Source organism: Pedobacter frigidisoli (assembly GCF_004331675.1).
Taxonomy (GTDB): Bacteria; Bacteroidota; Bacteroidia; order Sphingobacteriales; family Sphingobacteriaceae; genus Pedobacter; species Pedobacter frigidisoli.
Map to the genome: position 1 here is coordinate 1 of NZ_SJSN01000033.1, position 17,676 is coordinate 17,676.

General features: G+C 44.9%; 4 protein-coding genes and 1 rRNA gene. 4 read left to right on the forward strand and 1 reads right to left on the reverse strand.

The features are described from left to right. Positions 1–33: 33 nt before the first annotated feature. The 3 genes from EZ449_RS21800 (at position 34) to EZ449_RS21810 (ending at position 16,138) form a co-directional block, all read left to right on the forward strand. Positions 34–14,394 (forward strand): DUF7507 domain-containing protein, encoded by a 14,361-nt coding sequence (locus tag EZ449_RS21800; protein ID WP_205943052.1) that lies wholly within the window; start codon positions 34–36, stop codon positions 14,392–14,394. Positions 14,395–14,407: 13 nt separating this feature from the next. Further along, the gene (locus EZ449_RS21805) at positions 14,408–15,379 is read left to right on the forward strand and encodes a PorP/SprF family type IX secretion system membrane protein (protein ID WP_131562913.1); all 972 of its coding nucleotides are present in this window, start codon (positions 14,408–14,410) and stop codon (positions 15,377–15,379) included. A 111-nt stretch (positions 15,380–15,490) separates the two neighbouring features. Next, positions 15,491–16,138, forward strand: coding sequence for a response regulator (locus EZ449_RS21810; RefSeq protein WP_131562915.1), 648 nt, complete (start codon positions 15,491–15,493; stop codon positions 16,136–16,138). Between the two features lie 19 nt (positions 16,139–16,157). On the opposite strand, the gene EZ449_RS21815 is transcribed toward EZ449_RS21810, so the two are convergent. Beyond that, the gene (locus tag EZ449_RS21815) at positions 16,158–16,346 is read right to left on the reverse strand and encodes a hypothetical protein (RefSeq protein ID WP_131562917.1); all 189 of its coding nucleotides are present in this window, start codon (positions 16,344–16,346) and stop codon (positions 16,158–16,160) included. 1,043 nt (positions 16,347–17,389) lie between these two features. Between EZ449_RS21815 and EZ449_RS21820 the strand changes: the two genes are divergently transcribed. Next, positions 17,390–17,676, forward strand: a 16S ribosomal RNA gene (locus tag EZ449_RS21820); the annotation flags it as partial.

Below are 17,676 nucleotides of genomic sequence, written 5' to 3' on the forward strand. Positions count from 1 at the left end.
CAAACCATCTGCACGGGAACGGCACCAATTGCATTGGCTGGAACCTTGCCAACAGGAGGTAACGGAACGTATACTTATTATTGGGAGCAAAATTCATCAGGCACTTGGGTCGCTGCTGCAGGAACGAACAATACCCAAAACTACACGCCCGGAACCCTTACACAAACCACCCAATTTAGGAGAACGGTTACCGCAGGAGTTTGTGCGGCAAGTGTAAGTTCGGCGGTTACGATAACGGTAAATCCGCTGGTTGGAAACAATACGATTACCGCCGACCAAACCATCTGCACGGGAACGGCACCAATTGCATTGGCTGGAACCTTGCCAACAGGAGGTAACGGAACGTATACTTATTATTGGGAGCAAAATTCATCAGGCACTTGGGTCGCTGCTGCAGGAACGAACAATACCCAAAACTACACGCCCGGAACCCTTACACAAACCACCCAATTTAGGAGAACGGTTACCGCAGGAGTTTGTGCGGCAAGTGTAAGTTCGGCGGTTACGATAACGGTAAATCCGCTGGTTGGAAACAATACGATTACCGCCGACCAAACCATCTGCACTGGAACGGCACCAGTTGCATTGGCAGGAACCCTGCCAACAGGCGGCAATGAAACCTACACTTACCTTTGGGAACAGAATACATCGGGTACCTGGGCAGCTGCTACAGGAACAAACAACACACAAAACTATACGCCAGCAACCTTAACCCAAACTACACAGTTCAGGAGAACGGTTACGGCAGGTATCTGTGCGGCAAGTGTAAGTTCGGCGGTTACGATAACGGTAAATCCGCTACTTACCAATAATACGATTACCGCCGACCAAACCATCTGCACTGGAACGGCACCAGTTGCATTGGCAGGAACCCTGCCAACAGGCGGCAATGGAACCTACGTTTACCTTTGGGAACAGAATACATCAGGCACTTGGACTGCGGCAGCGGGAACGAACAATACCCAGAACTACACGCCCGGAACCCTTACCCAAACCACACAGTTCAGGAGAACGGTTACGGCAGGTATCTGTGCGGCAAGTGTAAGTTCGGCGGTTACGATAACGGTAAATCCGCTACTTACCAATAATACGATTACCGCCGACCAAACCATCTGTGCGGGAACGGCACCAGTTGCATTGGCTGGAACCTTGCCAACAGGTGGCAATGGAACATACGTTTACCTCTGGGAACAAAATTCATCAGGCACTTGGGTCGCTGCAGCGGGAACGAACAATACCCAGAACTACACGCCCGGAACCCTTACCCAAACCACACAGTTCAGGAGAACGGTTACGGCAGGTATCTGTGCGGCAAGTGTAAGTTCGGCGGTTACGATAACGGTAAATCCGCTACTTACCAATAATACGATTACCGCCGACCAAACCATCTGTACGGGAACGGCACCAGTTGCATTGGCTGGAACCTTGCCAACAGGTGGCAATGGAACATACGTTTACCTCTGGGAACAAAATTCATCAGGCACTTGGGTCGCTGCTGCTGGAACGAACAATACCCAGAACTACACGCCCGGAACCTTAACCCAAACTACACAGTTCAGGAGAACGGTTACCGCAGGAGTTTGTGCGGCGAGCGTAAGCCCAGCGGTTACGATCACGGTAAATCCGCTGGTTGGAAACAATACGATTACCGCCGACCAAACCATCTGTACGGGAACGGCACCAGTTGCATTGGCTGGAACCCTGCCGACAGGCGGAAATGGAACCTACGCTTACCTTTGGGAACAGAATACATCGGGTACCTGGGTAGCTGCTACAGGAACAAACAACACCCAGAACTATACACCAGCAACCTTAACCCAAACTACACAGTTCAGGAGAACGGTTACGGCAGGAGTTTGTGCGGCAAGTGTAAGCCCAGCGGTTACGATAACGGTAAATCCGCTGGTTGGAAACAATACGATTACCGCCGACCAAACCATCTGTACGGGAACGGCACCAACTGCATTGGCTGGAACCCTGCCAACAGGCGGCAATGGAACCTACGTTTACCTTTGGGAACAGAATACATCGGGCACTTGGGCAGCTGCTACAGGAACGAACAACACACAAAACTATACGCCAGCAACCTTGATCCAAACCACCCAATTTAGGAGAACGGTTACCGCAGGAGTTTGTGCGGCGAGCGTAAGTCCGGCGGTTACGATCACGGTTAATCCGCTAGTAACTAATAATACGATTACCGCCGACCAAACCATCTGTACGGGAACGGCACCAACTGCATTGGCTGGAACCCTGCCAACAGGAGGTAACGGAACGTATACTTATTATTGGGAGCAAAATACATCGGGTGCCTGGGCAGCTGCTACAGGAACAATCAACACACAAAACTATACGCCAGCAACCTTAACCCAAACGACACAGTTCAGGAGAACGGTTACCGCAGGAGTTTGTGCGGCGAGCGTAAGTCCGGCGGTTACGATCACGGTAAATCCGCTGGTTGGAAACAATACGATTACCGCCGACCAAACCATCTGCACTGGAACCGCACCAACTGCATTGGCTGGAACCCTGCCAACAGGAGGTAACGGAACGTATACATATTATTGGGAGCAAAATACATCGGGTACCTGGGCAGCTGCTACAGGAACAAACAACACCCAGAACTACACGCCCGGAACCTTAACCCAAACCACACAGTTCAGGAGAACGGTTACCGCAGGAGTTTGTGCGGCAAGTGTAAGCTCGGCGGTTACGATCACGGTAAATCCGCTAGTAACTAACAATACGATTACCGCCGACCAAACCATCTGTACGGGAACGGCACCAGTTGCATTGGCTGGAAACCTGCCAACAGGCGGCAATGGAACATACGCTTATCTTTGGGAGCAAAATACATCAGGTACCTGGGCAGCTGCTACAGGAACAAACAACACACAAAACTATACGCCAGCAACCTTAACCCAAACCACACAGTTCAGGAGAACGGTTACGGCAGGTGTTTGTGCGGCAAGCGTAAGCTCGGCGGTTACGATAACGGTAAATCTGTTAGTTACGAACAATACGATTACTGCCGACCAGACCATCTGTACGGGAACGGCACCAGTTGCATTGGCTGGAACCCTGCCGACAGGCGGAAATGGAACCTACGCTTACCTTTGGGAACAGAATACATCGGGTACCTGGGTAGCTGCTACAGGAACAAACAACACCCAGAACTATACACCAGCAACCTTGACCCAAACCACACAGTTCAGGAGAACGGTTACGGCAGGTATCTGTGCGGCAAGTGTAAGTCCGTCGGTTACGGTAATGGTAAATCCGGTGGTTGCGAACAATACCATTACTGCYGACCAGACCATCTGTACGGGAACGGCACCAGTTGCATTGGCTGGAACCCTGCCGACAGGCGGAAATGGAACCTACGCTTACCTTTGGGAACAGAATACATCGGGTACCTGGGTAGCTGCTACAGGAACAAACAACACCCAGAACTATACACCAGCAACCTTGACCCAAACTACACAGTTCAGGAGAACGGTTAGCGCAGGTGTTTGTGCGGCAAGTGTAAGTCCGGCAGTTACTATAACGGTAAATCCTTTACCAACAGCCACGATATTGGGGACAGCTACAGTTTGTCAAAATGCGGCTTCAACTGGAATAACATTTACAGGCGCTAATGGAACAGCTCCTTATACTTTTGCATACAAAGTTAATAACGGCGTACAGCAAACGATCACAACAATAGCTGGAAATTCAATTAATTTAGCACAATCAACTTCGCTACCGGGTACGTTTGAATTTACATTAATAAGCGTTACCGATGCAAGTTCAGCAGGATGTACAAATCTACAAAGTGGAACAGCAAAAATTACCGTAAATCCTACACCTCAAGGATTCAATGATGTGAGTACTGTAGATTGTACTGGAGTTTTTAGTTATGATATTCAAAACACTAATATAAATAATACATCAAAAGGTGGTAATTCAGTTGCTTCATCTTATACATGGACTGTAAATGCTAATACAAATATAATAGGTGCATCAAATGGAACTGGAAATTCAATTAATCAAACCTTAATTAACATAAGCAATACTACTCAAACTATTGTATATACAGTTACACCAAAAGCAACCTTAGCTGGAGGATGTGTAGGAAATAGTTTTACCGTTTCGGTAACTGTTCCAGTTTGTTCTTCTCTATCAATTGCAAAAGTTGCAAATGTTGCTTCTGTTAATCAAGTTGGAAATATAATCAACTACACAATTACAGTTTCAAATACTGGAAATACAGATCAAAATAACGTTGTCTTAACGGATGCATTGTTAGGTGGAGCACTTATCAATCCTATTAAAACAGGAAACTCCAATAATATTTTGGAAAAAGGGGAGGTTTGGACCTATAATGGTTCTTATACTGTACTACAAGCTGATTTAAATAATAATGGGAATCCAAGTTTTAATTCAGGGAAAATTACCAATACTGCTAGCATACAAACGACAGAATTGCCAATCGCTAAAGTATCAACAGCTGAGGTAAATATCTTCTTGTCACCATCGATCACCTTGGTGAAAACAGTAAACGGAACGGTACCGACCACTGTTGGTGGCGTACTGAACTACAATCTAGTCATAAAAAATACGGGCAACGTAACCCTGACGAACCTAGTGGTAACGGATGCGAACGCCATAGTTGCCGGCTCACCGATCGCAACGCTTGCACCTAACGCAACGATAACGATCACTGCCTCACATACGTTGACACAGGCAGATGTTGATGCGGGAAGCTACAGCAACAGTGCATCGATCACGGCAAAGCCACCCGTTGGTGCGAACGTAACGGATATCTCCGGAACAACGGAGACCAACGATACGCCGACGGTAACCTCGATCGTTGCCTCGCCATCGATCACGCTGGTGAAAACAGTAAACGGAACGGTGCCAACAAGCGTTGGTGGCGTACTGAACTACAATCTAGTCATCAAGAACACGGGCAACGTAACCCTGACGAACCTAGTGGTAACGGATGCGAATGCAACGGTTACGGGCTCGTCGATCTCGACGCTCGCACCTAACGCAACGATAACGATCACTGCCTCACATACGTTGACGCAGGGCGATGTTGATGCGGGAAGCTACAGCAACAGTGCATCGATCACGGCGAAGCCACCCGTTGGTGCGAACGTAACGGATATCTCCGGAACAACGGAGACCAACGATACGCCGACGGAAACCCCGATTGTTGCCTCGCCATCGATCACGCTGGTTAAGACTGGCGTACTGAGCACGGACGAGAACAGCATCGCCTACACCTTTACGCTTAAGAATACGGGGAATGTAACGCTGACCAATATCTCGGTCTCGGACGTGAAGATCACCTCTGGCATCACGATGTCCCCATTGACATTGGCACCGGGCGCAAGCGCCACTGGAACGGCCACCTATATTATCACGCAGGCGGAAAAGGATGCGGGGAGCGTAAGCAATACGGCTACCGCAACTGCAAAGCCACCGGTTGGGGCGAACGTAACGGCAACCTCAACCTCGGGTTCTGGCACTGGCCCAACGGTGATCACCTTTACGCCGAAGCCATCGATCACGCTGGTCAAGGCGGTAAGCGGAGCGGTACCAACAACTGTTGGCGGCGTACTGAACTATAACCTAATTATCAAGAACACGGGCAACGTAACGCTAAGCAACCTCACCATAACGGATGCGAACGCGGTTGTTACGGGCTCGCCGATCGCAACGCTTGCGCCGAATACAACTACAACCATCACGGCCTCACATACATTGACGCAGGCAGATGTTGACGCTGGAACGTACAGCAACAGTGCATCGATCACGGCAAAACCTCCAGTTGGTGCGAACGTGACGGATATCTCGGGAACAACGGAGACCAACGATACGCCAACGGTAACCCCGATCGTTGCATCGCCATCGATCACGCTGGTTAAGGCGGTAAGCGGAACGGTACCGACTGCTGTTGGCGGCGTACTGAACTATAACATGGTAATCAAGAATACGGGCAACGTTACGCTAAGCAACCTAATCATAACGGATGCGAACGCGGTTGTAACGGGTTCGCCGATCGCAACGCTTGCGCCGAATACAACCACTACCATCACGGCCTCACATACATTGACGCAGGCAGATGTTGACGCTGGAACGTACAGCAACAGTGCATCAATTACTGCAAAACCCCCAGTTGGTGCGAACGTTACGGATATCTCTGGAACAACGGAGGCGAACGATACGCCAACGGTAACCACGATTGTTGCCTCGCCATCGATCACGCTGGTTAAGACCGGCGTACTGAGCACGGACGAGAATAGCATCGCCTACACCTTTACGGTTAAGAATACGGGCAACGTAACGCTGACCAATATCTCGGTATCGGATGTGAAGATCGCATCCGGCATCACGATGTCCCCATTGACATTGGCACCGGGCGCAAGCGCCACTGGAACGGCCACCTATATTATCACGCAGGCTGAAAAGGATGCGGGAAGCGTAAGCAATACGGCTACCGCGATTGCAAAGCCACCGGTTGGGGCGAACGTAACGGCGACCTCTACCTCTGGTTCTGGCACTGGCCCAACGGTGATCACCTTTACGCCGAAGCCATCCGTAACCTTGGTGAAAACGGTAAACGGAACGGTACCAACAACTGTTGGGGGTGTACTGAACTATAACCTGGTAATCAAGAATACGGGCAACGTTACGCTAAGCAACCTCACCATAACGGATGCGAACGCGGTTGTTACGGGTTCGCCGATCGCAACGCTTGCGCCGAATACAACTACAACCATCACGGCCTCACATACATTGACGCAGGCAGATGTTGACGCTGGAACGTACAGCAACAGTGCATCGATCACGGCAAAACCTCCAGTTGGTGCGAACGTGACGGATATCTCTGGAACAACCGAGACCAACGATACGCCAACTGTAACCCCGATCGTTGCATCGCCATCGATCACGCTGGTTAAGACCGGCGTACTGAGAACGGATGAGAACAGCATCGCCTACACCTTTACGGTTAAGAATACGGGCAACGTAACGCTGACCAATATCTCGGTATCGGACGTGAAGATCGCATCCGGCATCACGATGTCCCCATTGACACTGGCACCGGGCGCAAGTGCCACGGGAACGGCCACCTATATTATCACGCAGGCGGAAAAGGATGCGGGAAGCGTAAGCAATACGGCTACCGCGACTGCAAAGCCACCGGTTGGGGCGAACGTAACGGCAACCTCTACTTCTGGTGCTGGCACTGGCCCAACGGTGATCGCCTTTACGCCTAAGCCATCAGTAAACTTGGTTAAGGCGGGTGTTTTAAATCTGGATGGAAATTCAATCTTATATACTTTTATTATAAAAAATACAGGCAATGTAACATTGAGTGGTCTGAGTGTGACGGATTTGAAAATATCAACTCCAATAACACTTGCAGCGACAACATTAGTTCCTGGAGCTTCAACAACTGCAACTTCAACTTATATTATATTAGCTGCAGAAAAGGCTAATGGTTCTGTTTCTAATACTGCTGATATTACAGGTAAAAGTCCTACTAATGTGACTGTTACTGATCAATCAGGAACTACAGAAAATAATGATACACCAACTATAATTTACACAGGCGTATTTGCAGTTAATGATGAAGGATCAGCAAATGCTGTTTTAGGTGGAACTGCAGTATTATATGTTCTTGCAAATGATAAAGTAAATGGTAATCAGGCATCATTGTCAAATGTTTCAATTAAAGAAATTTCTTCAAGCGATCCGAAAGTTACATTAGATATTACATCTGGAAAAGTAAATGTCGCAGCGAATACACCTGCAGGAGATTATACATTGATTTATCAAATTGAAGATAAGTCTAATCCTGGAAATACGAAAGAAGCTATTGTTATTGTACATGTAAGTTCAGGAACTTTATCAGCAACAAATGACAACGGAACTGCAAATGGATTAGTTGGAGGAGACGCCATTAATAATGTATTAAGTAATGATTTCTATAATGGTACTTCATCGGCGCCAACTTTAGCAGATATTTATTTAACACAGGTTTCTACTTCGAATAGTAAGGTTGTTTTAGATATTGCTACGGGAATTATTAACGTTGCAGCAAACACTCCGGCTGGAACATATACTGTTGTTTATCAAATTATAGATAAACTAGACACAAATCAGGTTAAACAAGCAACGGCAACGATTATTGTTACAGCACCGACAATGGTTGCAACAAACGATTCAGGATCTGCGAACGGATTTGTTGGTGGAACAGCGGTTAACGATGTTCTTGCAAACGATACCTACAACGGTAGCCCAGCAACCTTAACGAACGTAACGCTTAGCCCAATATCAACCACGAACCCTAATATCAGCCTTGATGTAACGACAGGCAAGGTGAATGTTGCGGCGAACACGCCAGCAGGAACCTATACTGTTGTCTACCAGATTGAGGACAAGCTGAACCCAGGCCAAGTGAAAACGGCCTCGGTAACGATCACCGTTGATGCACCGACAATGGTTGCAACAAATGATTCAGGTGCTGCTAACGGCTTTGTTGGTGGAACGGCGGTTAACGATGTTCTTGCAAACGATACCTACAACGGTAACCCTGCAACCTTGGCAAATGTTAGCCTTACACAGGTTTCAACTACAAATAACAATGTAACCTTAGATATTGCGACAGGCAAGGTATACGTTGCGGCGAACACGCCAGCAGGAAGCTATACTGTTGTCTACCAGATCGAGGACAAGCTGAACCCGGGCCAAACCAAGACGGCATCGGTAACGATCACCGTTGATGCACCGACAATGGTTGCAACAAACGATTCAGGATCTGCGAACGGATTTGTTGGTGGAACAGCGGTGAGTGATGTACTGGCAAACGATACCTACAACGGTAACCCAGCAACCTTGACGAACGTAACGCTAAGCCAAATATCAACAACCAACCCTAACATCAGCCTTGATGTAACGACAGGAAAAGTGAACGTTGCGGCGAACACGCCAGCAGGAACCTATACCTTGGTCTACCAGATCGAGGATAAACTGAACCCGGGCCAAACCAAGACGGCCTCGGTAACGATCACAGTTGATGCACCAGCGATGGTTGCAACAAATGATTCAGGATCTGCGAACGGATTTGTAGGTGGAACAGCGGTTAACGATGTACTTGCAAATGATACCTATAATGGTAACCCTGCAACCTTGGCAAATGTTGCCCTAACACAGGTCTCAACCACAAACCCTAATATCAGTCTTGATGTAACCTCGGGCAAGGTGAACGTTGCGGCGAACACCCCGGCAGGAAGCTATACTGTTGTCTACCAGATCGAGGACAAGCTGAACCCGGGCCAAACCAAGACGGCATCGGTAACGATCACCGTTGATGCACCGACAATGGTTGCAACAAACGATTCAGGATCTGCGAACGGATTTGTTGGTGGAACAGCGGTTAACAATGTTCTTGCAAACGATACCTACAACGGTAACCCTGCAACCTTAACGAACGTAACGCTAAGCCAAATATCAACAACCAACCCTAACATCAGCCTTGATGTAACGACAGGAAAAGTGAACGTTGCGGCGAATACGCCAGCTGGAACCTACACTGTTGTCTACCAGATCGAGGACAAGCTGAACCCAGGTCAAGTGAAAACGGCCTCGGTAACGATCACCGTTGATGCACCAGCGATGGTTGCAACAAACGATTCAGGTGCTGCGAATGGCTTTGTTGGCGGAACCGCGGTTAACGATGTACTGGCAAACGATACCTATAACGGTAACCCAGCAACCTTGGCAAATGTTAGCCTTACACAGGTTTCAACTACAAACCCTAATATCAGTCTTGATGTAGCAACAGGAAAAGTGAACGTTGCGGCTAACACGCCAGCAGGAACCTATACTGTTGTCTACCAGATCGAGGACAAGCTGAACCCAGGCCAAACCAAGACGGCCTCGGTAACGATCACCGTTGATGCACCAGTTATGGTTGCAACAAATGATTCAGGTTCTGCTAACGGATTTGTAGGTGGAACAGCTGTTAACGATGTTCTTGCAAACGATACCTACAACGGTAACCCAGCCACCTTGGCAAATGTTACCCTAACACAGGTCTCAACAACCAACCCTAATATCAGCCTTGATGTAACGACAGGAAAAGTGAATGTTGCGGCAAACACGCCAGCTGGAACCTATACAGTTGTCTACCAGATCGAGGATAAGCTGAACCCTGGCCAAACCAAGACGGCATCGGTAACGATTACCGTTGACGCACCGATTATGGTTGCGACCAATGATTCAGGATCTGCAAACGGCTTTGTTGGTGGAACAGCGGTGAGTGATGTTCTTGCAAATGATACCTACAACGGTAACCCTGCAACCTTGGCAAATGTTAGCCTTACACAGGTTTCAACTACAAATAACAATGTAACCTTAGATATTGCGACAGGCAAGGTAAACGTTGCGGCGAACACCCCAGCGGGAAGCTATACTGTTGTCTACCAGATCGAGGACAAGCTGAACCCGGGCCAAACCAAGACGGCATCGTTAACGATTATAGTCGGAACAGGTGTGATTTTAGCTAATGAAGATGCTGGCTCAGCAAATGGATATTTAGGCGGAGTCGCTGTTGAAAATATTCTTGCAAATGATAAATACGATGGTACTATTACTGCTACATTAGCAACAGTTTCAATCACCCAAATTTCATCAACAGATCCTAAAGTTTCCATCGATCCAAATACGGGAAAAGTTAATGTTGCCGCAGGAACCCAACCAGGTACTTATGTATTGGAATATAAAATCACTGATAAACTCGATGCTTCAAAATCATCAACAGCAAAAGTGATTGTAACTGTTCCAAACTGGATTACCGATCTTCAGGTAAGTAAGGTTGCAAATAGTACAGGTGTAGAGGCAAATGCAAATATGCGTTATACTATCAGCATCAAAAATAATGGTCCAGCTACGGTATTAGCAGGTAAAGCAATTGGTTTGATTGAAAATCTTCCAGCAGGATTAGAAAATATAACTTATACTGCAATTGGCGGAACATACAATGCTATAGCAGGAACATTTACTTTAAGTGCTGATTTGCTTAATGGGCAGCAAGTAACCTTGACTGTTAATGGCCGTGTGGCAAGTACATTCGCTGGAACGAGTTTGATCAATACAGTATCTTTAACTCCAGCTTCTGGTACAATTGATCCAGAAAATTCAAACAATCAAGCTTCGGTTACGACCAACATATTGAAAGGTAAAATTGCTTTAGTTAAAACAGCTGCTTTAAGTGCGGATGGCAACACGATCAATTACACTTTCAATATTACAAACATTGGAGATGTTGATTTAAGTGATGTTGTTTTAACAGATGCCAAGTTAGGATTGAACAAAACTTTCCCTGGTAACTTATCGGTAGGTGCAAGCATTACTTACAGTCAGGTTTATACCTTATCACAAAGTGAGAAAGATGCTGGATCTGTGAGCAATTCGGCTTCAGTAACATCAAAAACTCCAGCAGGAAATGTTATTACCGATATTTCTGGAACAGGAACTGGGAATGATACATCAACTGATACACCAATTTCAAGTCAGCCTGCATTTACCTTTACGAAAGTTGCTAATGTGGTTGGCAAAAAAGCAGGAGAATCGATTACCTATACTTTCAGCATCACCAATACTGGAAATGTAACATTGAATAATCTTGTAGTAACTGATGCTTTAGTTGATGCAGGATCAATTAATCCTACCAACATTTCTAGCTTAGCGCCTGGTGCAACTGCGACGGTTACGGCTAAACACACCTTAACGCAAGGCGATTTGGATAATGGTAACTTTAAAAATCAGGCTACTATTAAATTAACTGACAATAAGGGAAATGTAGTTACTAAGCTTTCGGATAATCCAGCAACACCTACAGTAGGCGATGCAACGATTACCACTTTAGCACAATCTCCTAGTTATACTTTTACTAAGGCTGCAACAAATGCAGTAAGTAAAGCTGGCGATGTTATCAACTACGAAATCCTATTTACCAATACAGGAAACGTTACCTTGTCATCAATTAATTTAACAGATGTAAAGGCTGATGCAGGAAGTTTAATTCCGTCGGTAATTTCATCAGTGGTGCCAGGCGAAACAGTTAAAATTACTGCTAAGCATACAGTAACACAAAATGATGTAAATGCTGGAAGTTTTAGCAATCAAGCAAGCGCTGCATCAAAAGATCCTCATGGCAATGTGATTTCTAAGGTATCTGATGATCCATCTACACCAGCTGCAAATGATGCGACCGTTACTTCGATTGTACCAAATGCATCGGTTAGGTTTACCAAACTAATTGCAAACGGAGCAGGTGTTGTTAAGGTTATTGAGTACAGCATCAAAGTAACCAATACTGGAAATATTACCTTAACGGATATTGTGGTAACCGATCCGGGTGCAGATGCAGGTAGCATTACGCCATCGGTAATTAAGAAGCTAGATCCGGCAGAAACAGCAATCGTATCTGCAAGACACACCCTGATTCAACCAGAAATTGATTATGGTAAATTTGTTAACCAAGCTAGTTTGGTAGCAAGCTTTGCAGGGGTGAATAAATTATCTAAGTTATCAGATGATCCAACAACGGCAGCACCAGATGATGCAACTGTATTTATAATTCCTGAAGCGCCAGCGATTACATTGGTTAAAACAGGTGCATTAAGTGCAGATGGTAACTCTATAAGCTATACTTTCATCGCAACAAATAGAGGTAATGTTACCTTAAATAATTTCAGTCTGGTTGATGCAAAACTTTCAACTCCTGTAGTCTTTACACCATCGAGTATTGCTCCTGATGAAAGTGCTACTGCAACTGTAATTTATACCATCTCTCAAGCAGAGAAAAATGCTGGAACAGTTAGTAATACAGCAAGAATTACAGCAAATACACCAACAGGAACCAAGGTTTCTGACATTTCTGGAACAGCAGAAACTAACAACAATCCAACCATTTTAGAATTGCCAAAATTAAGCAGTACTAAAACCGTTGCTGATGCAAATGGTAATGGCATTGCCGAAGCAAATGAAGTATTAACTTATACCATCACCGTTAAAAATGGTGGTAACATTGCAAGAACTGGTGTTAAAGTTAGCGATCCAATTCCTGCGAATACTACTTATGTAAATGCTAGTGCTAATGCTGGTGGCTTGTTGGCTAGTAATGCTGTAAACTGGAATAATTTAACCATTCCTGCTAACTCACAAATTACAGTTAGCTTCAAGGTTACAGTTAATGCTACAATTCCATCAGGCACTTTAGCAATTAATAACATTGCAATAATCACCGATCCTGGAAATGCTTCCGCTACGCTTAATCCATCGGTTTCTATACCAACTGAAGGTAAACTAGAAGGAAGTAAGTCAGTTTCTGATGGTAAAGGAAATAATGATGGCAAGGCCCAAGCAAATGAGGTATTAACTTATTCACTTGAAGTTAGAAACACTGGTGGTTCTGCATTAAATGGAGTTGTGATTAGTGATGAGCTTCCGGCAGGATTAACCTATGTTCCTGGTTCGGTGTCGGGTTATGGAACGGTAACGAACAACACCTTAAAGTGGACTATTAACATGCAGCCAAATTCTAGTACAGTTCTTACTTTCGATGCAAAGGTTGCACCAGATGTGAACAGTTATAGTACGCTGAAAAACGTCGTGTTAATGACGAGTCCGACGGGATTAACGATTCAGCCGCAGGCTACTATCGATGTAGATAAATCGGCAGATTTAGTAATAACAAAAGAGTTGATGACCAAAGGCGATATCGCAACAGGATCTGAAGTAATGTATAAGATTACCGTAACAAATAAAGGTGCGAATAAGGCAACTGGTGTTACCGTGACGGATAAAATCCCAACCATTATTGATGCTCCGAAAGAAATCATAGTAACGGTTGGTACAACATCATATTCTGCAACAACGAGAGATTTAGTATGGTTGGTTGGCACTTTAGACTTAAATCAAACGGCCACAATCACATTTAAATCGAGAACATTGGCCTCTGGTCCGTTGAGTAATTCGGCTACTGTTAAAGGAGATCAGCCAGATCCAGTTACAAATAATAATTCGGTTCTTGCTGATGGTGCAACCATTACAGGTTCAGAGTTATTGATTCCGAATCTATTTACACCAAATGGTGATGGAAGAAATGATGCATTTGAGATTAGAGGGTTAACAGAGTTCGCTGAGAATGAAGTAACCATTGTTAACCGTTGGGGTAATGAGGTTTACCGAGCTAAAAACTATCAAAATAATTGGACGGGTGAGGGATTAAACGAGGGGACCTATTATTATTTAGTTAAGGCTAGAAAAGCCGGTAGTGCAGAATGGAAAGTATTTAAGGGATACATTACACTTATTAGGGCATTTAAAAATTAGGGGATAGGATTAGATGAAGAAATTAATATTGTTAATAGCGGGTTCGTTTTTACTGATGGTTAAGCCAGCATCTGCACAACAAGATGCGCAATATAGCCAGTACATGTTCAACGGAATCTATATAAACCCAGCTTATGCAGGTTACAAAGAGGTGCTCAATGTGCACAGTTTTTATCGCAGCCAGTGGACAGGCATTACCGGAGCGCCAAAGAGCATGTCGCTTGCGGTAGATGCAATTGCGAACAGCGGAAACGTTGGGCTTGCACTTCAGGTGGCGAGCGATAAACTTGGCGCACAGACCAACCTAAGCATTTATGGTAACTATTCCTATCGGATTAGGATGAACGACGATGGAAGCTCGAGGTTGGCATTGGGTCTTGGCGTGGGCATGGTTCAATTGGGTATCGATGGTTCAATGCTGAACCCAAACGATCCAGAGCCGAACCAGCCAGTAGGCGTACAAAGTACAATCGTACCCGATGCAAGGGCAGGGGTTTACTTTGCGAATGATAGGTTTTATGCTGGCTTCTCTGCCGATAATTTAATCGCTACCTATATCAATATCGATAAATATGCCTTTATTCCACAGCCAAAGCCACACTATTACCTTACCGCAGGGGCATTAATCCCAATCAACGAGAATTTTCAGGTTAAGCCATCATTTCTAATTAAGGATGATCGTGGCGGACCAACGAGTTTGGACCTGAACGCCTTTTTAATGATCAAGGAATTTTTATGGGTTGGTGGATCTTACAGAACAGGGGTGAAATTGTATGATAAGAGCTATCTGCAGAAAGACCTCACGCCACGCAACTCGGCGGTAGCGGCGATCCAGATATTTCCATCAGAGAAGTTGAGAATTGGTTACGGATATGATTTCTCGATAGGTCCGTTGCAGGGCTACAGTGGCGGAACGCATGAGATCTCGATTGCCTATTCGTTTATCAGACCAAATATTAGAATGGCCACACCTCGGGTTTTTTAATCTTAAAATGTGAAAAAGTGTATAATAACATTTACAGAAAAGACAAAATATAAATTACATAATCATATAATAAACTAACTTTTTATTAAATTGCAAAATATTCCAAATATAATGAAAGCAAAGAACGCCGTAAACACATTTACGATTCTTATCGCAGATGATCATGAAATCATCCGCAGAGGTTTGAAGAGTTTAATCTCTGATTTTTGGGCAGGTGTAGAAATTATACACGCTTCAACCTTAGAACAGACCTTAATTGAGGCAGAAAAATCTCCAAACCTTATCATCATTGATGTAAATCTACCTGGTGGAAATAACTTAAAGGTAATCGATCAGCTAAAACTCGTTCAGCCTAACGCTAAAATATTGGTATTCTCCTCATTAAATGAAAATATTTATGCAGTACCATATTTAAAATCTGGAGCATCCGGTTACCTTACTAAAAATGCCGAAGAGTCTGAAATTGTAACTGCAATTACCACCATCTTGGCAGGTTCTCGTTATTCAAGTAGAAATGTAAAGGAAAATATGTTTAACAGTATTTTAGGTAACGATGCTGATAATCCTTTCACCAAGCTATCCGGTAGAGAATTAGAAGTAGCCGAATTATTAACAAAAGGAATAGGCGTCTTAGAAATATCTAATCAATTAAGTCTTCAAATGGGTACAGTTAGCACATATAAATTGCGCTTATTCCAAAAATTGAAGATTAAGAGTATAATCGAACTTGCAGAAAAAATGAGCATTTACGAAAGATAAAAAGGGTGTTTTACCCTTTTTATTTGCTACCTTTTTTATTTGCCGTTCCAGCTCCATTTTCATCGCCAGATTCGTTAGGTGTATTTCCAGCCTGACCGAATTTTTCAGAAGCACCTTTTCCATTTTGATCGAAAGATGCTTTTTCTTTAGCCGTTCCCTTAGTTTTTTCTTCTTCGCTATTTTCGTTTTTGTGATCCTTGATTGCCATGATATTTGATTATTAATTTGAAATTAAACACTTTAAAATTTGTAATGTTTTAGGTATTTAAAGTGTTTCGTAAAAGTATTTAAATGCTTATTCGTATTCGAAGAGAGGAGCTTAGAAAGCTTAATTATGCTGCATCTAAAAATATGAATCAAGATACTAGCAAAAATAAATCTAATCAAACCTGGCCTATACTATTAAATCATTTATTAGGAGATCAGGTTCCACCTATATATATAAGGATATTCCCGCCCTCCATTCCAAATCCTCGCCCCGAAAAAGGATCGGGTCTGCGGGTTTTCCATTGGGGTCGGGTCTAGGTGGCACGGCCGCCGCAGGGAACCATGTCCGGGCGCAGAACCGAGCGGCCCGCCATAAAAATGAGAACCCCTTAGATCTGCTCCCCTTATATCTTAAATCAGCGGGAAAGGCCTGTGCCCATGCCCCAAACACCTCGATCCGGGAAAGGTTTCCCTCCCCGCCTGATTTTTTTTCCCTATCGCAGAGCGACTTATGGAAATGCCGTAAGTTTTTCGCCTCTACTATTTGGATCCTGATGGATTATTCCTACTTTTGCATCCCGCTTCGGAGGAGACGGTTGGCCGGTAAGAGGGCCATATTGAAAGGGTAGAAAGGAAAAGGTGATCGCGAAGAAAAATAAGTTATTATTTTATTTGGAGGTTCGGAAAAGTTTCCTACCTTTGCACTCCCAACCGAGAGGAAGAGGGAAAAAGGTCAGGTGGCGGATGCCACAGCGACCAACAGAAACAAGATTGAAACGAGTGGAAAACACAGGATGGACGAACAAGACCGTCCCGAACCAAGCACCCGAAGATATATAAATAGGCAGCCGCGAGGTATATGCCGATAAAGTTCTTAAAAGAGATGTCAATGTATGCGAGAGCGAGTTTAATTGGGTACTGATCAAAGTACATGATTTTAGTAGCCTGGTTTTAGAGGTGGTGTCTAACAGACAACATTAATACAAAAAAAGAGGACTATTTTTAACAATAGTTAAAACTGGTCAGAATCTTACAACACATTTTACAATGGAGAGTTTGATCCTGGCTCAGGATGAACGCTAGCGGCAGGCCTAATACATGCAAGTCGAACGATAGTTGGGGCTTGCCCCAACGAAAAGTGGCGCACGGGTGCGTAACGCGTATGCAACCTACCTTCATCTGGGGGATAGCCCGGAGAAATCCGGATTAATACCGCATAAAATCACAGAATGGCATTATTCAATGATCAAACATTTATGGGATGGAGATGGGCATGCGTGTCATTAGCTAGTTGGCGGGGTAACGGCCCACCAAGGCGACGATGACTAGGG